Here is a 25,509-nt window from a genome sequence, read left to right on the forward strand (position 1 = left end):
TTCGTTTCCGTGCGGATCAGATGTGGACGGTGCTGGTGGTGCCGGTACTGGTGCCGGTGTGGCTGTGGTGCGGGGTGTGCAGCCGGGCGGGGGTGTTGCCGCCCGAGACGATGGCCACGGCGCGTTCGCCGCGCCCGGCGCGCAGGGCGCCGGCCAGGGCGACGGCTCCGCTGGGTTCGGCGTCGACGCCGAGGCGGTGCAGCAGGGCGGTGGCGGCGAGGATCTCCGCGTCGCCGACGGCGATCAGTTCGTCGACGCGGTTGCGGATGATGGGGTAGGGGACGGCTCCGGGGCTCTGGCCGCGCAGTCCGTCCGCGACGGTGGCGCAGGGCGGAAGGCGGACCGGGTGGCCGGCGGCCAGGGAGCGGGCGTAGCGCGGGGTGAGGGCGGGTTCGACGCCGACCACCCGGACCGGGTGGTCCGCGGCGGCCAGGCACAGGCCCGCGAGGAGTCCGCCGCCGCCGGTGGGGACGTACACCGTCTCCGTGCCGGGCGCGGCGGCCAGGAGTTCGAGGCCGACGGTGCCCTGTCCGGCGACGACCAGGGGGTGGTCGGAGGACGGGACGAGGACGGCTCCCTGCTCGGCCGCGAGGGCGCGGGCCCGTTCCTCCCGTTCCGCCACTCCCCCGCCCACCTGCACGGTCTCGGCGCCGAGCGCGCGGATGGCGGCGGCCTTCGACGGCATCGCGCCCGCCGCGAGGACGACGGTCAGCCGGATGCCGAGCGTCCGGGCGATCCGGGCGAGGGCGATGCCGTGGTTCCCGGAGGAGCCGGTGACGACCCGGTCGGCGCCGAGCGCGAGGACGGCGTTGGCGGCGCCGCGCATCTTGAACGAGCCGCCGAGCTGGAGGTGTTCGGCCTTCAGCAGCAGCCCCGTCCCGTGCGCGGCGGTCACCGGGCCGCGCAGCAGGGGGGTTTGGACGATGTACGGCGCGATGCGGGAGGCGGCGGCCAGGAGGTCGGCCCTGCCCGGCGCCGCGGCGGCGGACACCGGCCGGACGGCGCCGGTCCAGGGTCCGGCCGTACCCGTGGCCGCCCCCACCTCCGTCGTGCTCATCCCAGCCTCCCGCCAGCCAGCACCCGGCGGTCGGCCTTGCCCGCACGCGTCGTCGGCAGCGCCTCAAGGCGTACGAAGCGGCGCGGCATCAGATGCGGGGGCAGGGTGCGGGCGAGGTGGCGGCGCAGGGTGGCGTCCGTCGTGTCCGACAGGGCGCCGGTGACATGGGCGAGCAGGTGGACGCGGCCCAGGTCGTCGGTGTGCGGGGTGACGACCGCGCCGGTGACGCCGGGGTGGGAGAGCAGGGCGCCCTCGATCTCGGCGGGGTCGACGCGGTAGCCGCGGATCTTGAGCTGGCGGTCGGTGCGGCCGGTGTAGCGCAGTCCGCCGGGGCCCCAGTGGCCGAGGTCGCCGGTGCGGTAGAGGCGGGAGCCGGGCGGGCCGAGGGGGTCGGGGACGAACGCGGCGGCGGTGCGGGCGGGTTGGCCGCCGTAGCCGCGGGTCACTCCGGCGCCGCCGATGTAGACCTCGCCGACCGTGCCGTCGGGGACCGGGGCGAGGCCGGCGTCCAGGACGCGGACGACGGTGCCCTCGCGCGGGGTGCCGACGAGGTCGGTGGTGGGGTCGGGGGCGGCGGGCACGCTGTGCCGGGTGGTGGTCATGGTGCACTCGGTGGGCCCGTACTGGTTGACGAGCCGGCCGGGTACGAGGCTCCGGCCGCCCGCGGCGAGGAAGGGCCGCAGGGATTCGCCGCTGGAGGCGACCAGTTCGACGCCCGCGAGGGGTTCGGTGAGGCCGGTCTGTCCGCCGAGGTGGGTGAGGAAGGACGGGGTGACGCTGAGCAGCGCGGTCACCCCGTGGTCGCGGACGGTGGCGGCGAACTCCGCGGGGCGCAGCAGCCGGGCGCGCTCCACGATCACCAGCCGGGCGCCCGCCAGCAGCGGTACGAAGGTGTCCCGGATGGAGGCGTCGTAGCCGAGCGGCGCGGTCTGGAGGGCCACGGTGTCCGGGCCGAGGCCGAAGGCCCGTGCGGTGTCGCGGAGATAGGCGTCGAGGTGCGCGTGTTCGACGAGTACGGCGCTGGGTTCACCGGTGCTGCCTGAGGTGTGGCTGACGTAGGCGAGAGCCTGGGGGTCGGCGCCCGCGTCCGGGAGCGGGCCGTCCGGAGCTGTCTCCTGGTCCAACAGGAGGGTGGGCACGCCCAGGTCGAGCGCCGGAGCGAGGGTGGAGTGGGTGAGCAGCAGCCGGGCGCCGGAGCTGCGGACGAAGGCGGCCAGCCGTTCGCGGGGCTGGCTCACGTCCAGGGTGAGGAAGGCGGCGCCGCAGCGCAACACGGCGGCCATGGCGGCGACCGCGTCGGTGCCGTGCTCGACGGCCACGGCGCAGACGGTCTCGGGGCGGGCGCCGTGGGCGCGCAGCAGGCGGGCGATCTCCTCGGTCCGGGTGGCCAGCCGGGCGTACGACACCTCGCCGGCCGGGGTGCTCAGGGCGGTGCGGCCGGGGTGGCGCAGGGCGTGCGCGGCGATGTCGTCGGCGACCGTGCGCATCACTGCTCCCCCGCGTCGGCCACGGTCATGTCGACGGCCACGAAGCGGAGTTCGGAGGTGTAGCGGCTGCCCTCGTCGTCGGTGAGCCAGGCCTGCTCGGGAGTGGGCAGCATCTCGCTGACCTTGAGCCGGGCGCCGGGGTCCTTGCGGGCGAGCCTGCGGGCCGCCTTGGCGAGGATGGTGAGGTAGACGGGGCTGTCGAAGTCGACGTAGAACGGCCGGGGTTCGGTCGGCGAGACCACGAACACGAACCGGGGCAGCTCGTGCCGGCGCTGCCAGTGCCGGGCCTTCACGAACCGGGCGGCCTCCGTCTTCTCGTCGGCGAAGCCCACCTCGGAGACAGGCAGTTGCCAGGTCTCGCGGGCCACGGTCATCCGGCCGAGGGTGATGCGCGGGGTGTGCTCGCCCTCGGGGCGCAGGGTGAAGCGGTCCATGACGCGCTGGGTGAGGGTGTTGGCGTAGGCGTCGAGCACGTCGTACGCGGTGCCGTCGGGCAGGACCGCGGTGAGCCGCCCGGCCCGGTCCTCGACCCGGACGTCGGCGCTGAGCACGGTGCGCGGGCGGTGCGGGTCGCCGGTCTGGTCGACCAGGGCGACGTAGTGGTCCTGGGGCCGGTCCAGGGAGGGCCGGCTGCGGGTGGACCACTTCAGGGGCAGCTCCTTGGGCAGCATGGGCAGCAGGCGCGGGCCGGGGAAGTCGCGGGTGGTCTCGGCGAGCAGCTCGTCGCGGTCGGGGTGCTGGTGCACGAACAGGGAGGCGCCCATGGTGTTCAGCGCGCAGTGCATCTCGCCGAGGACGAGGTCCACGTCGCCGCGGGCGAGGGCGTCCTCGTCGGCGGCGACCACCAGTACGTCGGGGCTGATGTAGCGGGCGAGGGACCAGCCGGCGCCGGGCTCGTCGAACTCGCGGCGGACCCGTTCGGCCAGCTCGGCGGTGGTCACCCGGACCCGGCGCACGCCCTCGGGCAGTTCGAGGACGCGGGCCCATCTGGCGCGCAGTTCCGCCTGGACGGCGTCGATGAGGTCGCCCGCGTCGGGGTGCGGGGAGGGCAGGGTGTGCAGCCACAGGGTGCCCAGGTCGACCTGTGCGCCGTCGGCGCTCAGCCGCTCGTACACGGTGTGCAGGCGGGCGCGGACGGCCTCGGCGAAGCGGTTGGTCATCCAGCGGGCGGCGGTCAGGCACAGCTGGAGCGGTTCGAGGTGGTCGAGCAGTGCCGCGCCGGTGGTGGCGGTGGCCGCGCGACGGGCGTCGGAGTACACCAACCCCCGGCAGGGCGCGGTGCGTTCGCCCTTGGCACGCTGGGCCTCGCTGTCGGTAAGCGCGGCGAATTCGGCCTCCAGCGCGGTGATCGCGGCGGTCAGCGCGGTGGCGTCCTCGCCGGCGGCGCGCACGGCGTCCCGGCCGCGTTCCAGTACGGCGAGGCGCTCCAACGCCCCTTCGCGCGCAGCCTGTTCGGGGACGCGCTCCAGGATCTCGCGCAGGGCGCGGTCGGGGTGGGTGGCGGCGGGCACCTCCAGCCGCCACTGCACCCAGCGGCGGGAGATCAGGTCCCGTACGACCTGGGTGACCTCGTCCTCGGGCAGGCCGAGTTCGGCGGCGACGGCGGGCAGGTGCCGGGTGCCGTCGCAGCGTTCCAGTACGGCGCGTTCGCGGTCGCCGATCTGCCGGGCGGGGCGGCCGGGCACCTGGACCGTGCCGTCGGCGCAGCGCACGAACGACACCCGGCGCGGCGGGATCCAGCGCATCAGCGCGCTGTCCGCGGCCAGGACCTTCGCCAGGGCGTCGATCGCCCAGCCGGAGAAGTACACCTCCCGGGCGGCGAGGAAGCCGTCGCCGGGGGTGACGGCGACGCCGCCCCGGTCGGCCAGGTCCCAGTGGCCCCAGCCGACCGGGCCGAAGAAGCCGATGGTGTCGTTCTTCACGCAGAACCGCTGCCAGTAGTGCGCGACCAGTTCCTCGCGCTGGCGCGGCATGCTGCTGCGGCTGTCCGCGGTCGGGGTCCAGCGCAGGAAGGGGGCGATGCCGGTGCGCAGGACGGCGGGGTTCTGCCAGGCGAGCGCGGCCTGGAAGCGGGGCCGGGCGGCGATCTCCTGGAGGTAGCGCGCGGTGTCCACGGCGGCGGTCGCGAGGTCTTCCGTGAAGGCGGCCCACTCGGGCCCGGCCAGCTCGGTGCCGGGGCCGAACTTGTCGGCGGCCTCGGCGAGTCCGGGCGGGGCGAGGCGCAGCACGCCGTCGGCGGGGAAGCCGGGGCCGCGGAGCGCGAACTGCTCCCACAGCCGCCAGCCTCCGCCCGGCAGCAGGACAGGTGCGTGCTCGTCCGACATCGCGTGCTCCTTCCGAATGGGGTGCGCGGGCAATCGCGTGGCCCGGGGTTTCCGGGGTGCCGGGCGGCCCGCGACCGAAGAGCACGGTCCCGCGTCGGGGCGGTGGGTCACCAGGGAAGTTCCGGCAGCAACGGGTGCCACCACTGCGGCGTGTTCGTCCCTGACCGGGCGGGGCGGGGGCCGGGCACTCTTGCGTCGCCGGACCCTGATCCGCGTCCGGCCCATCACCTGCGGGAGGTTCACCGTGACGCAATCCGACTCCGCGAACGGCACCGGCGGCGACGAGGTCCGCCCCGGCGCCGAGGACGTGTATCTCGTGGTGCGCAACGACGAGGAGCAGTACTCGATCTGGCGGGCGGACCGCGAGCTGCCGGCCGGCTGGCACCGGGAGGGCCGCGAGGGCAGCCGGCAGGAGTGCCTGGACCACATCGACGCCGTCTGGACGGACATGCGCCCGCTGAGCCTGCGCCGCCGGCTCGCCGGGGCCGATGTCTGAGGTCCGGCCGGCCCTGGTGCCGGCCAGGCCGGCCAACGCACCGCCGACAGCGGGCGCGCATGACGTACCGTCAATTCGGATGTCCGCAAAAGGGGTTGGTCTACTGACGACGGCGGAGTCGGGTGACGTGCTCACGGTCCCCGGCACGTCACCGGAACCGAACGGCTCACCGCTGTCGGCCGCGCCCCCCGGCCCCCTGTGCCCCGCTCTCCTGGACCTGCCCGGCCCGCAGTACCCGCCGTACCCCGTCGGCCCCCGGCCGCTGCGCGGTCCGCTGGAGCTGTATCTGACCGAGGTCGGCAGCCAGGACGACCGGTCGCTGCTGCGCGCCCAGGAGTTGCTGGACGCGCAGGAGCGGGCGCGGGCCCGTGCGTTCCGGCGGCCCCGGGACCGGGACGCGTACGTGATCGCGCATGCCACGCTGCGCGCCCTGCTCAGCCCCCTGCTGGGTGTCCCGGCGGACGAGCTGCCGCTGACGCGGGAGCCGTGCGCGGGCTGCGGGGGCCCGCACGGGCGGCCCGCGCTGCGCACCTCGGGGGTGCACTTCTCCCTGTCGCACAGCGGGGACCTGGTACTGGTGGCGCTCGCCGGCGCCCCGGTCGGGGTCGATGTGGAGGGCGTGGCCACCGTGGAGGCGGTGCGCAGCGCGCAGTGCGCGCTGCACGCGGCGGAGGTGGCGGAGCTGGCCCGGCTCCCGGCACACGAGCGGCAGGCGGCCTTCACCCGGACCTGGGTGCGCAAGGAGGCGTATCTCAAGGGGCTGGGGACGGGGCTGGTGCGCGATCCGGCCCTGGACCACGTCGGCACCGGACCACGGCCGGTGTCGCCGTCGCCGGACTGGAACCTGCGGGACGTGCTCGTCCCGGCGGGGTACGCGGCGGCCGTGGCGCTGCGACGGGAGTGAGGGCGCGACGGGAGCAGCGCACGCGAAGACGGCGGGGACCGGTCCGACGACCGGTCCCCGCCGCGTTGTCCCCCACCTGTCTTCGCGGGCCCGCTCCCGCCCGTCCTGGCGGGCACACCTCTGCCCCTCTCCGTGGGCACGCCGCCGCCCCTCTCCGTGGGCACGCTCCCGCCCGTCCCCGGGGGCACGCCTTCACGACTCCCCCACGTCCGGAGCACGTCCTGCGCGCTACGATCACCGCGTGACCGCCCCGGAACCCACCATCGTCGCCACCTCCGGAGGACATCGCGCCGCCGCACGCACCCGGGTGCTCTTCGACGCCCTGGTCCAGCACGCGGTCGATCTCTCCGGTGTGCACGGCAGGCGACCGCGCATCCTGTACGTCGGCACCGCCATCGGGGACGCCGAGCACGTCACCGCGCGGATGTCGGAGGCGGCCCGGGTGGCGGGCTTCGATCTGACACCCCTGCACCTGTTCCCCATGCCGAACGTCGAGGACGTCGAGGGCACGGTCCTGGACCACGACGTGGTCTGGGTGATGGGCGGCTCGGTGGCGAACCTGCTCGCCGTGTGGCGGGTGCACGGCCTGGACGCGGTCATGCGGCGGGCCTGGCGGGCGGGAGTGGTCCTCGCCGGGGTCAGCGCGGGTTCCATCTGCTGGTTCGAGGGCGGCGCGACCGACTCCTACGGGCCCGAACTGCGCCCGGTGACCGATGCGTTGGGGCTGCTGCCGTACGGCAACGGGGTGCACTACGACTCCGACCCGGGCCGGCGCCCGCTGATCCACCGGCTGGTCGCCGACGGCACCCTGCCCACGGCGCACTGCACCGACGACGGGGTGGGCCTGGTCTACCGGGGCACCGAACTGGTCGAGGCCGTCGCGGAGTTGCCGGACAAGGCCGCGTACGTGGTGCGCCGCGAGGGCGGGCGGGCCGTGGAGGAGCGCATCACACCCCGGCTGCTGCCGGCCCCCGGGGTGTGACCCCCGGGTCGCTGGCCGCCGCATCTCAGATCAGTCCGTGGCGCACCGCGCGCGCCACCGCGTGGGCCCGGTTGCGGGCGCCGAGCCGGGCCATGATCTCGTAGACGACGTTCTTCACGGTGTGCTCGGAGCAGTGCAGCAACTGCGCGATGCCCGCGTTGCCGTGGCCCTCCGCCATGAGCCGCAGCACGGACATCTGGCGGCTCGTCAAGGACGGTGGCCGGTCCTCGTGCGCGGGGTGGCCGCCGGGTCCCGGGCCGGTGGTCAGCAGGTGGGACAGCTCCGGGTAGGGGATGCTCGGGTGCGGCGCCCCGGCGCGGCGGACGGCCGCCGTGAGGCTCTCCTCGGTGAGGTCCGCCCGGCGCAGCACGACGGCTCCGGCGCGCAGGGCCTGGAGCAGCCCGGCGCGGCCCACCGTGTCGCACACCAGCAGCAGCGGCCCGGGCAACCGGGTGGCGCGCAGGGCCCGTTCGGCGTCGTCGGTGACGACGACGGTGACGGTCCCGGGCTGCCCGTGGCCGATCGCGCAGTCGAGTCCGGCGCGGCGGGCGAGTTCGCGTACCCGGTCCGCGTGCCGTGACGGCTGGACGCGCAGGGGCAGGATCGTGGTCACTCCGCCGGGTGCGGCGGTCAGGGTGGCGGTCACAGCAGGCCCGCTCTCAGTGCGTAGGCGACGGCGTGGGCGCGGTTGCGCAGTCGGAACCGCTGGGTGATGTCGTGCACGACGGTGGTCACGGTGCGGGGCGAGTAGGCGAGTTGCTGGGCGATCTCCGCCGTCTCGTGCCCGTCGGCGACCAGGCGCAGTACCGAGCGTTCGCGGTCGGAGAGCGATCCGCCGGCCCAGCCGCGCTCGGCGCCCTCGGGCCGGTCGAGGACCTGTTCGAGCAGGTCGGTGGGGACGGTGCAGTCGTCCTGGGCGGCGGCCAGCACCGCGTGGGCCAGGCGGGACGCGTCCGCCTCGCGGCGCAGCAGCAGGCCCCGGGCGCCGGCGGCGAGGGCGTGCAGGGCGTCTCCGGAGGCGAGCGCGCCGGCCACCAGGACGACGGCGGGACGCGTCAGGTGGGCGCGGGTGGTGCGCACCATGTCGAGTTCGGCCGGGCCGAGCCGGTCCACGGTGAGCACGGCGACCCGGGCGTTGGCGGGCTCGCACACGGTGAGCTGCGGGCAGGCGAGCAGGGTACTGCGGGTGCCGGCCTCCAGGACCGGGTCGAGGGCGACCACACCGACGGGTACGGGGACTCCCATCTTCTGCTCCTTGCAAGGTCGTTCGCCCGGTGGTGAGCACCGCGGGCGGCCTGTGGGGTACGACGCTCACCCTGCCGCCGTCACCCGGGGGCGGGCATCGGTAGTCGGTCCCCACCTTTCCGGTGCGGGGCCCCCGCAGGGCGGTGGGGGCGGTACCCGTAAGGGCGTGCGCCGCTTCCCCTGGGCATGTGCGCAGCCTCCCCCAGGGGCGTGCGCGGCGTCCCGTAAGGACCTGCGTGGCCTCCCTTAAGGGGGTACGCGGCCCCCTTAGGGGCGTGCGCGGCCTCCCCTAGGGACACGGGCGTCCCCCGTAGGGGCATGTACGGCACACGTCCGGGGGCCGATGCCCACGTGGGGGCCCACCCGCCCCGCGTGAGCGCGCCTATGGGTAGTGCACCGTACGGGGTGGCGCCCGCAGGGGCATGGGGAGCGCCCCTGGGGGCGTATGGGGGACGGCCGTAGGGGACATGGGTAGTACGGCGCCGACCTGCGGTTTCCCCATCACCCCGGGCGCCCGCACCCACCCGTGGGAAGGGCCCGGGGAGAATATGGGGGCTACTTCCCCATGTGGGGGTCGGCCCCCGTCTGGGACCTTCTTCATGTGACTGAGACCGCCAGCCTCCCGACTCCCCGGAGCGCCGGCCTGCCGCTCGCCTGGTGGGCCCCGGCGCTTTCCCTCGCGGAGCGCCTCGCCGCCCCCGGCCGACCGGCCGCGCCCGCCGACCTTGACGCCCCCGCCCGCGCCCCCTGGGCCGCCGGGGACGCGGACGGCTTCGCGCTGCGGCTGGCGCACCTCGGGGTGGACGACGCCACGGCGGCGGCCCTCGCGGCGGAGCCCGCCGAGCGGCTCGCCGCCCGCGCCGCCGAGCCCGGCTGGGTCCGGTACGTGGAGGCGGCCCTGGACGCCGCCCCCGAGTACCGCGTGGAGCCGGCCACGGACGGGACGGGTGCCGAGGCCTTCGCCCCCGTCGTACGACCGCTCGTCGCCCCGGCCGCCGCCCGCCTCGCCGAGCTGCTGCCGGGCATGGCCGCCACCGAACGGAGCGTGTGGCAGGCCGAGTTCGGCACCTGGCTGACCTCGCAGCTGGTGCGGCTGGCCGCCCGCACCCTCGTACGGGAACTCGCCGGGGCCCGGCGCGCCGGGCGCCTCGCGGGAGCGACCTCCCGGGAGCGGTTCGCCTCCTTCGTCGCCGGCGCGGGCGCCCGGCGGGGGCTCGGCGAGCTGTTCGCCGCCTACCCGGTGCTGGCCCGGATGCTCGGACAGACCGCCCTGGACGCCCTGGACGCGGCGGCCGAACTGGCCGCCCGCTTCCAGGCCGACCGGGACGACCTGGTCGCCGTCCTCCTCGACGGCCGCGAGCCGGGCGCCCTCACCCGCGTCGAACTCGGGCTCGGCGACGCCCACCAGGGCAACCGGTCGGTGGCCGTCCTGCGCTTCGCCGACGGGGCCCGCGTGGTGTACAAGCCGCGCCCGCTCGGGCAGCACGCCCTGCTGGACGAGCTGGCGGCCTGGATGGACACCAAGGTGCCCGACCTCCCGCTGCGCACCGCCCGCACCCTGCGCCGGGAGGGTTACGGCTGGCTGGAGTTCGTGTCCCACCGCTGGTGCCGCTCGGTGACCGAGACCGACGCCTTCTACCGCCGCCAGGGCGTGCTGCTCGCGCTGCTCTACGCGGTGGACGGCGCCGACATGCACTACGAGAACGTCATCGCCTGCGGCGACCAGCCGGTCCTGGTGGACGCCGAGACACTGCTGCACACCGGGCTCGGGCAGGCCATGACGGCCGGCGCCGACCCGGCGGCGGAGGCCCTGCACACCTCCGTGCACCGCACCTGCCTGCTGCCCCACCTGCTGATCGGCGAGCACGGCGCGCTGGACATCTCCGCGCTCGGCCGCTCCACCGACGGCACCTTCCCCAGCGAGGGCCTGCACTGGGCGGACAGCGGCCTGGACACCATGCGCGCCGTACGGGGGCCGCTGCTCAGCCCCGCCGCGCAGAACCAGCCGCTGCCCGACGGCCGCCCGCTGGACGGCGCCGACCACCGGGCCGCCCTGCTCGACGGCTTCCGCACGGCGTACGCGGCCATCGCGGCGCACGGCGGCGAACTGACCGGCGAGGACGGCCCGTTGGCGACGGGGGCCGACAGCCCGGCGCGGCTGATCGCCCGCGCCACCCGGCTGTACGCGACCCTGCTGGAGGAGTCCACGCATCCGGCGCTCCTCGGTGACGCGCTCGCCCGGGACGGGGTGTTCGCCGTGCTGTGGACCGAGTCCGAGCACGATGGGGCGCGCTCGTTGCTCATCGAGCACGAGACGGCCGACCTGTGGCGCGGCGACGTCCCCCTGTTCACCCATCGGCCGTCCGGAACAGGGGTCCGGACGGCCGACGGGACCTGGCTGGAGGATGTGCTGCCGGAGGCGAGCCTGGCCGCGGTGCGCAAGAAGATCGCACGGATGGACGAGATCGACTGCCGCGACCAGGAGTGGATCGTCTCGGCGGCCCTGGCCGCCCGGGGCGCCTGCGACCCGGCGGACCGGCCGAGGTCGGCGCTCGCGGTCGCGCCCGTCCCGGCCGTCGTGCCCGACGCCTCCCGGCTGCTGGCCGCGGTGTGCGGGATCGCCGACGACATCGCCGCCCGTGCGGTACGCGACGGCGGGCGCGCCAACTGGCTCGGTCTGGAAAGGGTTTCGGGCCCGCACTGGGCGGTCCTGCCGATGGGCGCCGGGCTGGCGCAGGGCTACTGCGGGGTCGCGCTCTTCCTCGCCCACACCGGCGCGCTGACCGGCGCCGACCGGTACACCGCGCTGGCCCGGGAGGCGGTACGGCCGCTGCCCGCGCTGCTCAAGGCCCTGGCCGCCGACCCCGAGCTGGGCGCGGCGGCGGGCCCCGGCGCCTACGACGGTCTCGGCGGTATCTGCTACGCCCTGGTCCGGCTGTCGGCGCTGCTGGGCGAGGAGTTGGCGCAGTGCCTGCCGGACGCGCTCACCGCGCTCGCCCACGCGGCGGCCGGGTGTACGGAACCCGGGCTGGCCGGGGGTACGGCAGGGGCGCTGGCCGCCGCCGTCGCCGTGCACGAGGCGGCCGGGACCCCGGGCGCGCTGGAGCTGGCGGACGCCCTGGCGGACCTGCTGTGCCAGGCGGGCCCCGTCGAGGACGCCGGTTTCGCGGACGGCGCCGCCGGGATCGGCTGGGCGCTGCTGCGGTACGCCGCCGCCCGCCCGGAGCGGTCCGCGGCGCATGCGAGCGCGGGCCGGGACCTGCTCCACGGCGCGGCCCGGCGAGCGGGGGACGCGGACACGGATCCGTCGTGGACGCGGGGGCTCGCCGGCACGGCGGCCGCCGCCTCGGCCCTCGCCGAACTCCCCGCCTCCCTGGCCGAGTTCTCGGCCCGGCTGCGGGACGCCGGGGTCGGTCCCGACCTCAGCCTCGGTCAGGGTGCCCTCGGCACGCTGGACGCCCTCACGGCCCTGGCCGGGCGGGGCGACACCCCGGCCGCCGAAGCCCTGACCCTGCGCACCGGCCAGGCACTCGCGTTCGTCGAGGCGCAGGGCCACCGCTGCGCCACCCCCGACCACGTTCCCTCCCCCGGACTGCTGACCGGCCTCTCCGGCATCGGCTACGGACTGCTCCGCCTGGCCCACCCCGACACCGTGCCCTCCGTCCTGCTCCTGGGACACCCCGGCCGGTACGGCAACTGACCACACCGCTCGTCTCCGCCTCCGCCCCCGCGCCCACCCGCGCGGGACCACTTGAAGGGGATCACCTCATGGACAAGAACTTCGCCGCCTCCGCCGCCACCGCCGCCGACGCCACGGAGACCGCCGCCGAGATCGCCGCCGACGAGCAGGACGCGGCCGGTGGCATCACCCTCAAGGGCCGCAACCGCGCCTGCGCCCGCGCCCGGGTGCTGGCCGGAATGGTCCTCACCAGCGGCCTTGTCATCACGCTGAGCACCATGGACACCTCGGTCTCCGCCCCCCGGTAGGCGACCGCCGGCTGCCACAGGCGTGATGGCGCGGACCCGTCTTGCGGGTCCGCGCCGCCGTGTGCCCAAGCGGAGCGGTACGGTCCGGGCGGCCGATCTGCCACAGGTGCCGATATTCCGATTATCATCAGCGTTCATGCGTTCCCATGCGCCTTCCCTGGTCGGGCGGGGTCCCCAGCTCCACCTCCTCGAACGTGCGCTGAGCGGCGCTCAACAGGGACGCGGCGGTGTGGTCTTCCTGGTCGGCGAGGCCGGGGTCGGCAAGTCGCGGCTCGCGGCCGAGGTGGTCGGCGGCGCGCTCGACGCCGGTATGCGGGTACTGCGCGGCCGCAGCAGCACCACGGGCCCGGCGGTGCCGTTCCGGCCATTGACCGAGGCGCTGATGTCCCTGTTCCGGGGCGGCGAGTCCATGGACGACCTGGCTCTGGGCCCGTACCGGCCGGTGCTCGGACGGCTGATTCCCGACTGGGACACCGGCGAGCGCGAGAGCAGCTCCATGGTCATCCTGGGCGAGGCGGTGCTGCGGCTGCTGATCGCGGCCGGGCGCGGCCAGGGCCAGCTGCTGCTCCTGGAGGACCTGCACGACGCCGACCCCGAGACGCTCGGCGTCCTCGAATACCTCGTGGACAACCTGGAGTACACGCCCGTCCTGCTCCTCGCCACCGTGCGCACCGACTTCAGCGACGCCCTGGACCTGGCCCAGTCGGCGCGCCGCCGCGGCGCCGCCACCCTGCTGGAGATCCCGCCGCTGACCCGGGGGCAGGCGGACGAGATGGTCGCGGCCCAACTGGGCGTGGCCGACCCGCGGGAGGTGCCGGAGACGGTGCTCCAGCGGCTGTGGGAGGACAGTTCCGGCAGCCCGTACCTGGTCGAGGAACTGCTCCAGACCATGATCGGGGCGGGCACCCTGGTGCAGGGCCAGGACGGCTGGCGGGCGATCGGGGATCTGCGCAGCGATGTCTCCTCCACGCTGGCGCGGGACATCCTGCGCCGTATCGACCGGCTGGGCGCGCAGGGCCTGACCCTGCTGTCGGCGGCCGCCGTGCTCGGCCGCCGCTTCCCGCTGACCGTGCTCCAGCGGATGAGCGGCGTGGACGACCGCGCGCTGCTCAGCCATCTGCACGCGGGCGTCGCGGCCCGGCTGGTGATCCCCGACGAACCGGCCCCCGACTGGTACTCCTTCCGCCACTCGCTGACCGTGGAGGCCCTGTTCACCCAGATGACACCCGGCCAGCGCGCCGATCTCGCGCGCCGGGGCGCGGAGGCGGTCGAGGAGCTGCACCCCGAACTGGGCGGCGACTGGTGCGCGTTGGCCGCGGGGCTGCGCGGCGAGGCCGGGGACCAGGGCGCGGCCGGGCTGCTGTTCGCGGACGCGGGCGGCCGGGCTCTTTCGGCCGGTGCGCTGGGCTCCGCCGTGACCCTGCTCAGCCGCGCCGAGAACCTGCTGGCCGAGGCCGGGGACGCGCAGGGGCGGGCCGCGGTCCTGGAGAACCTGCTGCCCGCGCTCGCCGAGGCCGGCGACTTCGCCCGCGCCTTCGAACTCGCCGAGGATCTCCACCTGTTGGGCGGCTCCGGGCTCAGCCCCGTCCGGCTCGCCACGCTGCACGCCCGGCTGGCCAAGGTCGCCCACACGGCGGGGCGGTGGAGCGACGGCAACCGGCAGGTGGCCCGCGCCCGTGAGGTGCTGGCGGCCTCGCCGGACGAGACGACCGCCGCCACCGTCGATGTGACGGCCGCCTACCTGGCCCTCGACACACCGGGCCCCGACCGCACCCAGCACGCGGAGAAGCTGGCCCGCGCGGCCGCCGACACCGCCGAACGCCACGGGCTGCCCGTGGTGGCCTGCCAGGCACAGGAGTTGCTCGCCACCGTGGCCCGCGAGCGGGACCCGGAGGAGTCCGAGGCGATGCTCCGCCAGGCCCTCGCCACCGCCGAACGCCACCGGCTGCCCCTGCAACGGATGTACGCGGCCACCCGGCTCGGCGGCAACGCCTGGCTCGCCGAGGGCGACACCACGGGCCTGCTGGCGGCGCGCGAGGAGGCGCTGCGGCTCGGCTCGGTCAACATCGTGCACACCGTCGACGGCATCCTCGTACTCGACGCCGTGCTGCGGGGCGACGACGACACCGCCCGCGCGACGGCCGCCGAGTGCCTGGCCGTCGTACGACGGCTGCGGCTCGCGCCCGCCGTGCGGTACGTCCTGATGGCGCAGGCCGTCCTGGCGGCGCACCACGCCGACCGTGCCGGGATGGAGGCGGCGCTGGCCGCGTTCGCGCAGTGGGACGGGGCCGGTTCGCAGGAGGAGCCGCTGAGCCACGGGCTGGCCCGGGCGTTCTGTGCGCTGCTGGAGGAGGACCGGGAGCTGGCCCGGGAGGATCTGGGCACGGTGCTGGCGCTGGAGGCGGACAACCCCTCGACCTACCATCTCAGCGGCACCCACGGCATGGTGCTGCTGCTGGACGTGCTCGCCGGGCGCGCGGACCGCACCCGGCACGCGGAGATCACCGCCACCGCGATGGCCCGGATGCGCTGGAACCGGCACTTCGTGCTGCTCACGGAGGCCGTGCTGCTGGGCCGGGAGGGCGCGGGGGCCGAGGCGGCGCGCGCGGTCGAGGCGGCGCGGGCGGTGGCGGAGCCGTATCCGCTGGCCCGGCATCTCGGGCTGCGGCTGATCGCGGACGCGGCGCAGCAGGACGGCTGGGGCGATCCGGTCAGCTGGCTGCGGCAGGCGGAGCACTACTTCCACGAGCGGGACGTCCCGGCCGTCGCGGGTGCCTGCCGGGCGGGGCTGCGCCGGCTCGGCGCCCCCGTGCGCCAGCACCGCACCGGGAGCAGCGGTATCCCGGACCAGCTGCGCGCCCAGGGCGTCACGGTCCGGGAGTTCGAGGTGTTCCGGCTGCTCGCGGAGCGGCTGTCCAACAAGGACATCGCCGACCGGCTGTTCATATCCCCCCGTACGGCGGAGAAGCACATCGCCAGTCTGATCACGAAGACGGGGGCGGCCAACCGCGCGGATCTGTGCGCGCGTTCGGCCGCCCTGCGCGATTCCTAGGGCCTGTTCCGAGGGGGCCCTAACGCATCTCGCGCACCGCCCGGGAGCCGAGCACCGCGAGCCCGGTGAGGGCGAGCACCGCCGCGACCACCCCGAACAGCGCGAGGGTGCTGGTGCGGGCCAGCGCGCCGCACACGATGAGGGAGAGCGGGGCGGCGGCGTAGCCGAGGACCATGTCGACGGAGATGACCCGGCTGAGCACGTCCTGGGGGATGTTGCGCTGGATCCAGCTCAGCCCGAACACCCCCTGGAAGCCGATGGCGAAGCCCATGGCCAGCACGGTCACGACGACCGCCGGGGTGCTGTGCACCAGCCCCAGGACCGCCATCCCGGCGCCCAGCCAGCCGGCCAGCGCGGCCACCAGCAGACCGACCCGGGGCCGGCCGCCCATCGCGCCGCCCGCCAGCGTGCCGAGCATCGCGCCGCCCGCGAGGGACCCGTTGAGCACGCCCAGGGTGGCCGAGCCGCCACGCAGCACCTGCTCGGCGAGGGTGGCGAAACCGACCGTGAAGGGCCCGGCGTAGCAGAAGTTGACGGCGGTGTCGAGGACGACGACGGTGCGCAGCCGCGGGTCGCGCAGGGTGAAGACGACGCCCTCGCGGATGCGGGCGCCGAGGGACGGCGGACGCTCAACCCCCTTGTCGCTCAGGGCCTTTGACTCCACCTTCGGCGCGGCGGCCGGGCGGGGCCGGGTGGCGATCAGGGACACGCACCAGCCGCACAGCGCGAAACAGACGGCGTCGACCACGAACGCGACCGGCGCCCGGGTCAGCGCGATGACCACACCGCCGACCGCCGGGCCGACGACGGCCGCGGTGCGCGAACCGGCGCCGAGCAGCGCGTTGGCCGGGGTGAGCAGGTCCTTGTCCACCACCGAGGGCAGGATCGACACCCGGGCGGGCTGGAAGAAGGCGTCCACCGCGCCGAACGCGGCGGCCGCCGCGCACAGCATCCAGACCGTCAAGTGCCCGCCGAGCCCGGCCAGTCCGACCCCGGCCATCAGGACGGCGCGGGTCCAGCTGGAGGCGATCATCAGGGTGCGGGTGGACCAGGAGTCGCTGAGGGTGCCGCCGACCAGGGTGAGCAGGGCGCGGGGTACGGCCTGGAAGGCGAGGACGTAGCCGAGGGTCAGGGTGGAACCGGTCAGGCCGAGGGTGATCCAGGAGAACGCGACGACGCTGAAGCCGTCGCCGAGCAGGGACAACGACTGTCCCAGCCACAGGAGTTGGAAGGGCCGCTGCCGGGCGGGTGCCCACAGCCGGGGACCGGCGCCGGCGAGGGTGGTGGCCATGATGTGCCTTTCGGGGGTGCGGACGCGTGCGGCGGTCCGGTCAGTAGCGGACGGGCAGCGCGGTGAGGCTGCGGTTGAGGAGGGACGGCTGCCAGGTGAGCGCCCCCGGGTCGGTCAGGGTCAGGCCCGGGTGGTCGCGGACCAGCGTCTCCACGGCGGCGACGGCGACCAGCCGGGCCAGCGCCGCGCCGATGCAGAAGTGGGCGCCGAAGCCGAAGCCGAGGTGGGTGGCGCCGGTGCGGCGGACGTCGAACCGGCCGGGGTCGGGGAAGCGGGCCGGGTCCCGGTTGGCGGCGGCGGTCACCAGGAAGATCCGGTCGCCCGCCCGCAGGGTGCGGCCGTCCAGCTCCAGGTCCGAGACGGCGGCGCGGATCGACATCTTGGACGGCCCGTCCAGGCGCAGTGCCTCCTCCACCGCGCCCTGCGCCAGCGCGGGATCCTCGCGTACGGCGGCGAGTTGACCGGGCCGGGTGTGCAGGGCGAGGACGGTGTTGGCGATGAGGTTGCTGGTGGTCTCCCCACCGGCGAACGCCATCTGGGTGAGCATCCCGACGAACTCCTCCTCGGTGACCGAGTCCCCCACCCGGCCCTCCTTCAGCACCTGGCTGATCAGGTCGTCGGCGGGTTCGGCGCGGCGCCGGGCGACCAGCCCCGCGAGGTAGTCCTCCAGGCTCACCAGCGCCTGGAGGGAGGCCCGGTACTCGCTCTCCTCCTGGGCGGTGCCGAGCACGAGGTCGGCGACGCGGGCGTTCCAGTACCAGAAGGCGGCCGCGTCGGTGCGCGGGATGCCGAGCCAGCGGGCGAACACCAGCGCGGGCAGCGGCTTGGCCACGTCCGCCATCAGGTCGCCGGTGCGGCCCGGGACGGCCTTGCAGGCGAGGACGGCCCGGGTGGCCTTCTCGGTGAAGGTCCGGTAGCGGGCCACCGCCCGTGCGGCGAACGCCTCCTGGAAGACCTGGCGCAGCCTGCGGTGCTGCGGCGGGTCGTTGAACACCATCCAGCGGGACAGGATCCCGAACGCCCGCTCCGCGTCCTCCCGGGCGCCCTGCGGTACGGCGTCCATCAGGGGCCGTACCCGGTCGGCCGTGACGGCCGGGTCGCGCAGGCAGCGCATCACCTGGTCGTAGCCGGTGACGAGCCAGGCGTGGTGCATCGGGCTCCAGTGCACGGGGGCGTGCGCGCGGAGGGCGTCGAGGTGGCCGTAGGGGTCGGCGATCATGTCCGGGGACAGGAGGTAGCGCTCGGTGAACGCCGTCGCGGGGGCGGTCGCCCTACCCGTAGGGGTCGCCGTATCCGTAGGGGCCGCGTTACCCGTAGGGGCCGCGTTACCCGTAGGGGCCGCCGTACCCGTAGGGACCGCCGTACTCATCGGGGTCGCCGTGGTCATCGGTTCTCCCCCTCCTTGATCGCGACAAGGATCTCGGCGATGCCGGACACCCTCGGCTCGGCCATCATCGACATGTGGTCGCCCTCGCTGATGTGCACGGTCAGTCCGCCGCCGGCCAGGTCGCGCCAGCGGGCGAGGTAGGTGTCGTAGTCGACGTCCAGGCCCGGCATGGTGCGTCCGCGCGGCAGACCCGCGGCCTCGCTGCCGACCACCAGGTGGATGTGGCCGGGGTAGGGGCGCACCTCGTAGCCGGCGAGGGCGGCGAGCAGCGAGTGCCACACCTCGATGGGCGCGTTCTCGACGAGGGCGGCCTCGGCGGGGCTCATGCCGGCGCCCAGCAGGGTGGCGGTGAGTTCGGCGGTGGCCCGGTCGCGCTCCGGGGAGGGCGGCAGCTGCCGGATCAGGTCGCGCTGGCGCCAGGCGGTGCGCAGGTCGTCGGTGACACCGTTCAGCCGGGCGCGCGCGGCGGGGTTGGGCAGGTACGGCTCGATCAGGACGAGCGGGGCCACCGGGTGCCCGGCGCGGTCGAGCTGGGTGGCCATCTCCAGGGCGATGTTGGCGCCCATGGACCAGCCGAGGAGGGCGTGCGGGGCCCGCTCGCCGGTGGCGTCCGGGACGCGCTCGGTGATCTCGGCGACGTAGTTGGCGGCGATCCCGGTGACGGTGCTCGGGTCCACCCCGCCGAGCAGCCCCCGCGCCTGGAAGGCGTGCACGGGCCGGCCGGGCGGCAGGGCGCGGGCGAGCGGTACGAACCAGGCGGCGCTGCCGCCCGTGGGGTGCACGCACCACAGCGGGTCGCCGGTGCCCTCGCGCAGCCGTACCTCGGAGGTGACCGCGGCGGGCAGGCGCACGCCGGCCGCGCGGGTGGCGTGCTCGGCGAGCTGGGCGATGGTCGGGTGCTCGATCAGATCGCCGACGGAGACGGTCAGGCCGCGTCCGGCGGACATCAGGGAGACCCGGACGGTGGACAGGGAGCTGCCGCCGATGCGGAAGAAGTCGTCGTGCACGCCGATCCGGGCGAGGCCGAGGACCTCGCGCCAGATCTCGGCGAGGACCTTCTCCGCCGGGGTGGCCGGGGCGACGAACTCGGTCTCGTCCTGGTCGAGTTCGGCGGGCGGCAGCGGCAGCGCCCGCTTGTCGATCTTGCCGCTGCGGTTGACGGGCAGTTCGTCGAGGAGCACGAACCGGGCGGGGATCATGTACGCGGACAGCGAGGCCCGCAGGGCGCGGCGCAGTTCCTCGGGCGTGGGCCGGGCACCATCTCGCGGGACGAGGTAGGCGACGAGGGCCGGCTCACCGCCCGGCAGGTCGGTGCGGTGCAGTACGACGGCCTGGCGGACCTCGGGCAGCGCCCGCAGCGCGTGTTCGATCTCGCCGAGTTCGATGCGGAAGCCGCGCAGTTTGACCTGTGAGTCGCGGCGGCCGAGCCATTCCACGGAGCCGTCGGCGCGGTGGGTGCCGAGGTCGCCGGTGCGGCACAGCCGTTCCCCGGGGAGCCCGTAGGGGTCGGGGACGTAGGTGGCGGCGGTGAGCCCGGGGCGGCCGAGGTAGCCGCGCCCCACGGCCTGTCCGCCGAGGTAGATCTCGCCGGGCACGCCCGCCGGGACGGGCTGGAGGTCGTCGTCCAGGACATGGATGCGGGTGTTGCGGATCGGGGTGCCGATGGGCGGCTGTCCCTGGCCGGGGCTGAGTTCGGCGGCGACGGACCACACGGAGGTCTCGGTGAGGCCGTAGACGTTGTGGAAGCGGCGGCCGCGCGACCAGACGTCGGCGAGTTCGGCCGGGCAGGACTCGCCGGCGACCTGGAGGACCCGCAGTTCGGGGAAGTCGTCCTCGCCGAGCACCGCGAGGGCGCTGGGCGGCAGCATGGCGCAGGTGACGCGGGCCTCGCGCAGGGTGCGGGCGAGGTCGGGGCCGGGGCGCAGGTCCTCCTTGGGCGCGGTGACCAGGCGGCCGCCGTTGGCGAGGGACCAGGTGAGTTCCAGGATCGAGGCGTCGAACCCGAAGGACGCGAACTGGAGCACCCGGTCGCCGGGGGTGGGGCGTACCAGGTCGCGCTGGCCTTCGAGCATGTTGGACAGTCCGCGGTGCGGCAGGGCGACACCCTTGGGGGTGCCGGTGGAACCGGAGGTGTAGATGATGTAGGCGAGGGTGTCGGCGTCGGGCTCCCGGCCCGGGACGGGCTCCATGTGCCCGGCGGGGGCGTCCAGATGGAGTACGGGGCCGTCGAAGGGCACCGTGCCGTCGAGGGCGCGCTGGGTCAGCAGGACCCGCATGCCGCTGTCGTCGGCCATGAACTTCAGCCGCTCGGTGGGGTGCTGGGGGTCGAGCGGCAGGAAGGCACCGCCGGAGCGCAGCACCCCGACGGCCGCGCGCACCAGGTCCGGGCCGCGCTCGACGCAGATCCCGACGACGGTCTCCGGGCCGACCCCGAGGCTCCGCAGCCGCCGGGCCACCTGCTCGGCCTGCTCGTGGAGTTCGCCGTACGACAGGCGCTGTCCGCGGTGCTCGACGGCGACCGCGTCCGGGGTGCGGGCCGCGTGGCCGGCGATGTGCTCGTGCAGCATCAGCGGCGAGGACGGGATCTGGGGTCCGCGCGCCCATACGTCGAGGGCGGTGGCGCGGGCCGCGCCGGTGAGCGCGGGCCGGGTGACCCGGGCGTCGGGCCCGGCGACCATGGCCTCCAGCTGGGCGCAGTACACGTCGGCCAGCTGCTCGGCCGTGGCGGGGGCGACGAACTCCCGGTCGATGTCGAGGGTGAAGGCGTTGACGCTGGCGTTGACCAGCAGCGGGAACATGGTCCGGGCGATCTCCAGGGAGTCGTCCCAGGAGTCGTGCGACAGCCGGTGGAAGTTGACGTAGTTGAAGACGGTGTCCGTCAGGCTGGGCTCGGTGGGCCGCAGCCGGGCGATACGGACCAGGGGCACCCGGCGGTGCGGCAGCATCTCCTGCTCGGCCTCGAACACGTCCCGCAGATAGGCGCGCCAGCTGCCGCGCGGGCGGGTGACGCCGAACGGCACGGTGTTCAGGAACAGTCCGCGCATCCGGTCGGCGCCGGGCACCTCGGGCCGTCCGTTGGTGACCAGGCCGATGCTGTGGCCGAGGGCGCTCTCGTCGCGGTCGGCGAACAGGCTCATGGTGTGGTGGAAGGCGGTGAGCAGCACGGTACGGCGCGGCACCCCGGTGTCCTTCGCCAACCTTCCGATGCGCTCGGCGAGATGGGCGTAGGAGCGCCGGACCTCGTGCACCGGCGGCCGGTCGGCGCCGGTACCGGCCCGCGCGCGGCGGCGGAAGGTCACGGGGCGCAGGTCGGCGAGGCTGTCGCGCCAGTACGTCAGCGACTCCTCGCTGTCGAGGGCGGCCCGCTCCAGGGCCACGTACTCGGCGAACGCGGGAGCCTGCGGGGGCAGGGGCGTGGTGCCGTGGGCGACGGCCTCGCGGTGCAGGGCGAGCAGGTCGGCGACGAGCGAGGTGAGGCTCCAGCCGTCCAGCACCACATGGCAGTCGGTGAGCACGAGCCGCAGCTCGTGGTCGGTGATGTGGTGCAGATGGATGCGGACCAGGGGCGCGGTGGCCAGGTCGAAGCGCCGCTCGAACTCCTCGTCCACGAACTCCCGCAGCCGCGCCCGCTGTTCGTCGCGGGGCAGGCCGCGCAGATCCGTGTAGCCGACCCGCAGGCGGGCGGCGCGGTGCACGAGCTGGAGGGGTTCGCGGTAGCCGACGAGGTCGACGGAGCTGCGCAGGATGGGGTGCCCGGCGACCACCGCGTCCACCGCGGCCTGGAACGCGTGGCGGTCGAAGCCCTCGGGGGTGCTGATCTTCAGGTCGGTGACGTTGTGGTAGGCGCCGCGCCGGGGGTCGGCGAGCATCTCGTGCAGCATGCCGGCCTGGAGCATGGTCAGCGGGTAGGCGTCCTCCAGGCCGTCGGGGAGGCGGCCCGCGTCGGCGGGGTCGAGCTGGGAGAACGGGGCGACGGGGGCGGGCGCGTCGACGTCCTCGGTGACGAGGGCGGCGAGATCGGCGAGGGTGCGGGTGCGGAAGACGTCGGCGACGGAGAAGCCGAGCCCGGCGAGCCGGCCGAGACCGACCAGGCGCAGGGCGAGGATCGAGTCGCCGCCCAGGTCGAAGAAGTTGTCGCCGCGGCCGACGTGTTCGGCGCCGAGCACCTGGCTCCACACCCCGGCCAGCGCCTCCTCCAGCGGGCCCTCGGGCGGCACATGGGTGCCGGGTCCGGCCGCGGCGGGGGCGACGGCGGTGAGCGCGGCGCGGTCCACCTTGCCGTTGGCCGTCAGCGGCAGCCGCTCGTGCCGGACGAACAGCGCGGGCACCATGTAGTCGGGCAGGGTCAGCCGCAGGCCCTCGCGCAGCGCGGGCGGATCGAGCGGGCGGGCCTCCGGGGTGACGATGTGGGCGACCAGGCGGGCCGTGTCGCCGTCCCGGCGGGCGACCACCGCGACGTCGGCGACGCCGGGCAGGGCGCGCAGCGCGGTCTCGATCTCGCCGGGTTCGATGCGGTAGCCGCGGATCTTCACCTGGTGGTCGGCGCGGCCGATGTACGCCAACTGGCCGTCGGGCAGCACCCGTACGAGGTCGCCGGTGCGGTACATCCGGGCGCCGGGCGCCCCGAAGGGGTCGTCCAGGAAGCGTTCGGCGGTCAGCTCGGGCCGGTTGCGGTAGCCGCGGGCCACGCCACCGCCGGAGACGTACAGTTCGCCGACGCTGCCGGACGGCACGAGGCGTCCCCCGGGGTCGAGGACGTACCCGTGCTGCCCGGTGAGCGGACGCCCGATGGGGGAACGGACGGTGCCACGCACATCGTCCTCGGTGATGGTGCGGAAGGTGACGTGCACCGTGGTCTCGGTGATGCCGTACATGTTCACCAGGGCGGGCTTCTCGCCCGGGGCGGTGAACCAGTCGCCGTAGTCGCGGACGTCGAAGGCGTCGCCGCCGAACACCACGGTGCGCAAGGGGAGTTCGGCGAAGTCGCTGCCGGTGCTCTTCAGGTGGGCGCGCAGGCCTTTGAAGGCGGCCGGGGTCTGGTTGAGGACGGTGACGCCCGCCTCGCGCAGCACCCGGTGCACGGCGGCCGGGTCGCGGACCTCGTCGGAGCCGAGCACGACCACGCGTCCGCCGCTGGTCAGCGGCGCCCACAGCTCCCAGACCGAGAAGTCGAAGGCGGGCGAGTGCATCAGCGTCCACACGTCGTCCGGGCCGAAGACGAAGTGCCGGTCGGCGGCGGCCAGCAGCCAGGCCAGGTTGCCGTGGGTGACCTCGACGCCCTTGGGTCGGCCGGTGGAACCGGAGGTGTAGATGACGTACGCGAGGTCTTCGGGCGCGGGCAGGATGTCGGGGGTCTCGGCCTCGGCGCCACCGTCCTCGTCCAACACCATAAGTTTGACCGGCAGTTGCGCCACGGCGCCACGGGTCGCGCCGTCGGTGACGATCCACTCGATGCCGGAGTCGGCGACGGTGAACTCGCGGCGGGCCTTCGGGTGGGAGGGATCGAGCGGGAGGTAGGCGGCTCCGGCGCGCCAGACGCCGAGCAGGGCGACGGCCAGGTCGGGGGTGCGGTCGAGGCAGACGCCGACCAGGGAGCCGGGGGTGACCCCGGCCGCGCGCAGCCGCCGGGCCAAGTGAGAAGCACGGGCGTCGAGTTCGGCGTAGGTCAGGCAGTCGGTGCCGCGCACCACCGCGATCGCGTCCGGCGCGCCGCCGATGTGCTCGGCGAGCCGGTCGGGGGCGGTGCGCGGGGCGGTCCGGGGCTCGTTGCCGGCGTTCGCGGGCCCGCCCGGGCCGAGCAGGAAGGCGCGCTCGGCGGGGGTCAGCGGGTCGATGGCGCTGAGCCGGATGTCGGGGGTGGCGCAGAACGCCTCCAGCAGGTTCACGGTGTGCCGGGCGAGGGCCGCGACGGATCCGGCGTCGTACAGGTCGGGCCGGTGGACGAACGCCAGCTCGGTGCGGCCGTCGCCGTCGCGCAGATCGAGGGTGAGGTCGAACTTGGCGGTGGTGAGGTCGATCCGGTACGGCGTCCCGGTGGCCGCGCCGAGGTCGAACGCGGAGCCGCTGATGTCGGTGTGCGTGTACAGGACCTGCACCAGCGGGTTGCGGGCGAGATCGCGCTCGGGGCTCAGCGCTTCCACGACCCGCTCGAACGGCAGCGACTGGTACGAGAACGCCTCCAGCACCCGCTCCCGGGTACGGGCGAGCAGCGCGGCCGGCGTCGGATCGTCGGCGAAGTCACCGCGCAGCACCAGGGTGTTGACGAAGAACCCGACGAGCTGCTCGGTCTCGGCCCGCTCCCGGTTGGCCACGACGGTGCCGACGGCGATGTCCTGCTGCCCGCTGTGGAAGGCCAGCGCGGCCTGGAAGGCGGCCAGCACCGTCATGTACGGCGTCGTCCCCGCGCGCCGGCCGAGTTCGGCGAGCGCGTCGGTCAGCGCGGACGGCAGGGTGAGGACGTGGGCTTCGCCGGGGCCGCCGGGGGTGTCGGGGCGGGGGTGGTCGGTGGGCAGCTCCAGCGGGGTGAGGCCGGCCAGCCGGGTGCGCCAGTGGTCGAGGGCCGCGGACTGGTCGCCGCCCCGCTGCCAGATCGCGTAGTCCGTGTAGTCCAGGGGGAGTTCGGGCAGCTCGGCGCGGCGGTGCCCGGTCCTCGCCCGGTACAGCTCGGTCAGGTCGCGGACGATCAGGCCGAGGGACCAGCCGTCGGAGACGATGTGGTGCATGCCGAGGACCAGGACATGGTCGTCGTCGCCGGCGCGGACGAGGGTGGCGCGGAAGGCGGGCTCCCGGCCCAGGTCGAAGGGGCGCAGCGCGGCGGCGTGCACGGTGGCCGCCAGCCGTCGCTCCGGGTCCGGGCCGGCCGGGGCGGTGGCGTCCACCACGTCGAGGCAGTCGGGGTCGGGCGGCAGGATCCGCTGGTGGGGCAGGCCCTCGTGCTCGGGGAAGACGGCCCGCAGCTGCTCGTGCCGGGCCGTGAGGTCGGTGACGGCGGCGCGCAGCGCGGGCAGGTCGAGCGGGCCGGTGAACCGCCAGGCGGCGGGCAGCAGATAGGTGGCGGCGCCGGGGTCGAGGCGGTCCAGGAAGTACAGGCGCTGCTGGGCGGGCGACAGCGGGATGCGGTCGGGGCGCGGGCTGATGCGGACCGGGCCGTCGTCGCGGGCTCCGGTCAGTCCGCGCAGCCGCTGCTCCAGCAGGCGCCGGGCGGCCGGGGACAGGGGCGCGGACGGGGCGGCGGGTCCCGGGCGCACGTCGGATGTGGTCATGAGGGCACTCCGATCTGAACTCATGGGGAGGAAGC

The 25,509-nt window shown here is 75.2% G+C and carries 14 protein-coding genes; 6 read left to right on the forward strand and 8 right to left on the reverse strand.

Features of this window, described 5'->3' with window-relative positions:
* Window positions 1–16: 16 nt before the first annotated feature.
* Genes QHG49_RS03895 through QHG49_RS03905 form a run of 3 tightly spaced genes read right to left on the reverse strand, consistent with a single transcriptional unit; the run spans window position 17 to window position 4,868 of the window.
* Window positions 17–1,057, reverse strand: coding sequence for a threonine/serine dehydratase (locus QHG49_RS03895; protein WP_301487229.1), 1,041 nt, complete (start codon window positions 1,055–1,057; stop codon window positions 17–19).
* A complete protein-coding gene (locus QHG49_RS03900; protein WP_301487230.1) occupies window positions 1,054–2,544 on the reverse strand; it encodes an amino acid adenylation domain-containing protein in 1,491 nt (496 codons plus the stop codon). The genes QHG49_RS03895 and QHG49_RS03900 overlap by 4 nt, the downstream gene beginning before the upstream one ends.
* The gene (locus tag QHG49_RS03905) at window positions 2,544–4,868 is read right to left on the reverse strand and encodes a lantibiotic dehydratase (RefSeq protein WP_301487231.1); all 2,325 of its coding nucleotides are present in this window, start codon (window positions 4,866–4,868) and stop codon (window positions 2,544–2,546) included. Before QHG49_RS03905 ends, QHG49_RS03900 begins: the two co-directional genes overlap by 1 nt.
* Window positions 4,869–5,112: 244 nt before the next feature.
* Here QHG49_RS03905 and QHG49_RS03910 point away from each other — a divergent pair, with 244 nt between their 5' ends.
* The 3 genes from QHG49_RS03910 to QHG49_RS03920 all read left to right on the forward strand — a co-directional run bounded on the left by QHG49_RS03910 (window position 5,113) and on the right by QHG49_RS03920 (window position 7,250).
* Entirely contained in the window at window positions 5,113–5,364 is a 252-nt protein-coding gene (locus tag QHG49_RS03910) for an MbtH family NRPS accessory protein (RefSeq protein WP_145484329.1), read from the forward strand.
* 127 nt (window positions 5,365–5,491) lie between these two features.
* Window positions 5,492–6,268, forward strand: a complete 777-nt coding sequence (locus tag QHG49_RS03915; RefSeq protein WP_301487232.1) for a 4'-phosphopantetheinyl transferase superfamily protein — start codon at window positions 5,492–5,494, stop codon at window positions 6,266–6,268.
* A 241-nt stretch (window positions 6,269–6,509) separates the two neighbouring features.
* Complete coding sequence (locus tag QHG49_RS03920; RefSeq protein ID WP_159707078.1) at window positions 6,510–7,250, forward strand: peptidase E; 741 nt, start codon at window positions 6,510–6,512, stop codon at window positions 7,248–7,250.
* A gap of 25 nt (window positions 7,251–7,275) precedes the next feature.
* Here the strand turns inward: QHG49_RS03920 and QHG49_RS03925 are convergent, their stop codons facing one another.
* Both QHG49_RS03925 and QHG49_RS03930 read right to left on the reverse strand, forming a co-directional pair.
* A complete protein-coding gene (locus QHG49_RS03925) occupies window positions 7,276–7,896 on the reverse strand; it encodes a response regulator transcription factor (RefSeq protein WP_201300733.1) in 621 nt (206 codons plus the stop codon).
* Window positions 7,893–8,495, reverse strand: a complete 603-nt coding sequence (locus tag QHG49_RS03930; RefSeq protein ID WP_145484324.1) for a response regulator transcription factor — start codon at window positions 8,493–8,495, stop codon at window positions 7,893–7,895. Before QHG49_RS03930 ends, QHG49_RS03925 begins: the two co-directional genes overlap by 4 nt.
* Before the next feature lie 601 nt (window positions 8,496–9,096).
* Here QHG49_RS03930 and QHG49_RS03935 point away from each other — a divergent pair.
* The 3 genes from QHG49_RS03935 (at window position 9,097) to QHG49_RS03945 (ending at window position 15,534) form a co-directional block, all read left to right on the forward strand.
* Complete coding sequence (locus QHG49_RS03935) at window positions 9,097–12,195, forward strand: type 2 lanthipeptide synthetase LanM family protein (protein WP_301487233.1); 3,099 nt, start codon at window positions 9,097–9,099, stop codon at window positions 12,193–12,195.
* A 68-nt stretch (window positions 12,196–12,263) separates the two neighbouring features.
* Window positions 12,264–12,482: a hypothetical protein gene (locus QHG49_RS03940; RefSeq protein WP_301487234.1), complete on the forward strand. Its 219-nt coding sequence runs from the start codon at window positions 12,264–12,266 to the stop codon at window positions 12,480–12,482.
* 136 nt (window positions 12,483–12,618) lie between these two features.
* On the forward strand, window positions 12,619–15,534 hold the full coding sequence (locus QHG49_RS03945) for a LuxR family transcriptional regulator (RefSeq protein ID WP_145484318.1): 2,916 nt from the start codon (window positions 12,619–12,621) through the stop codon (window positions 15,532–15,534).
* Between the two features lie 19 nt (window positions 15,535–15,553).
* On the opposite strand, the gene QHG49_RS03950 is transcribed toward QHG49_RS03945, so the two are convergent.
* The 3 genes from QHG49_RS03950 to QHG49_RS03960 all read right to left on the reverse strand — a co-directional run bounded on the left by QHG49_RS03950 (window position 15,554) and on the right by QHG49_RS03960 (window position 25,474).
* Entirely contained in the window at window positions 15,554–16,825 is a 1,272-nt protein-coding gene (locus tag QHG49_RS03950) for an MFS transporter (protein ID WP_301487235.1), read from the reverse strand.
* Window positions 16,826–16,865: 40 nt separating this feature from the next.
* Window positions 16,866–18,044: a cytochrome P450 gene (locus QHG49_RS03955; protein WP_301487236.1), complete on the reverse strand. Its 1,179-nt coding sequence runs from the start codon at window positions 18,042–18,044 to the stop codon at window positions 16,866–16,868.
* Between the two features lie 164 nt (window positions 18,045–18,208).
* On the reverse strand, window positions 18,209–25,474 hold the full coding sequence (locus QHG49_RS03960; protein WP_301487237.1) for a non-ribosomal peptide synthetase: 7,266 nt from the start codon (window positions 25,472–25,474) through the stop codon (window positions 18,209–18,211).
* Window positions 25,475–25,509 lie beyond the last annotated feature (35 nt).

This window comes from Streptomyces sp. WP-1 (assembly GCF_030450125.1).
GTDB lineage: Bacteria > Actinomycetota > Actinomycetes > Streptomycetales > Streptomycetaceae > Streptomyces > Streptomyces incarnatus.

Coding starts and splice junctions, on each gene's coding strand:
- QHG49_RS03895 (WP_301487229.1), bottom strand. CDS start 1,057: ATGAGCACGACGGAGGTGGGGGCGGCCACGGGTACGGCCGGACCCTGG.
- QHG49_RS03900 (WP_301487230.1), bottom strand. CDS start 2,544: ATGCGCACGGTCGCCGACGACATCGCCGCGCACGCCCTGCGCCACCCC.
- QHG49_RS03905 (WP_301487231.1), bottom strand. CDS start 4,868: ATGTCGGACGAGCACGCACCTGTCCTGCTGCCGGGCGGAGGCTGGCGG.
- QHG49_RS03930 (WP_145484324.1), bottom strand. CDS start 8,495: ATGGGAGTCCCCGTACCCGTCGGTGTGGTCGCCCTCGACCCGGTCCTG.
- QHG49_RS03940 (WP_301487234.1), top strand. CDS start 12,264: ATGGACAAGAACTTCGCCGCCTCCGCCGCCACCGCCGCCGACGCCACG.
- QHG49_RS03945 (WP_145484318.1), top strand. CDS start 12,619: ATGCGTTCCCATGCGCCTTCCCTGGTCGGGCGGGGTCCCCAGCTCCAC.
- QHG49_RS03950 (WP_301487235.1), bottom strand. CDS start 16,825: ATGGCCACCACCCTCGCCGGCGCCGGTCCCCGGCTGTGGGCACCCGCC.
- QHG49_RS03955 (WP_301487236.1), bottom strand. CDS start 18,044: ATGATCGCCGACCCCTACGGCCACCTCGACGCCCTCCGCGCGCACGCC.
- QHG49_RS03960 (WP_301487237.1), bottom strand. CDS start 25,474: ATGACCACATCCGACGTGCGCCCGGGACCCGCCGCCCCGTCCGCGCCC.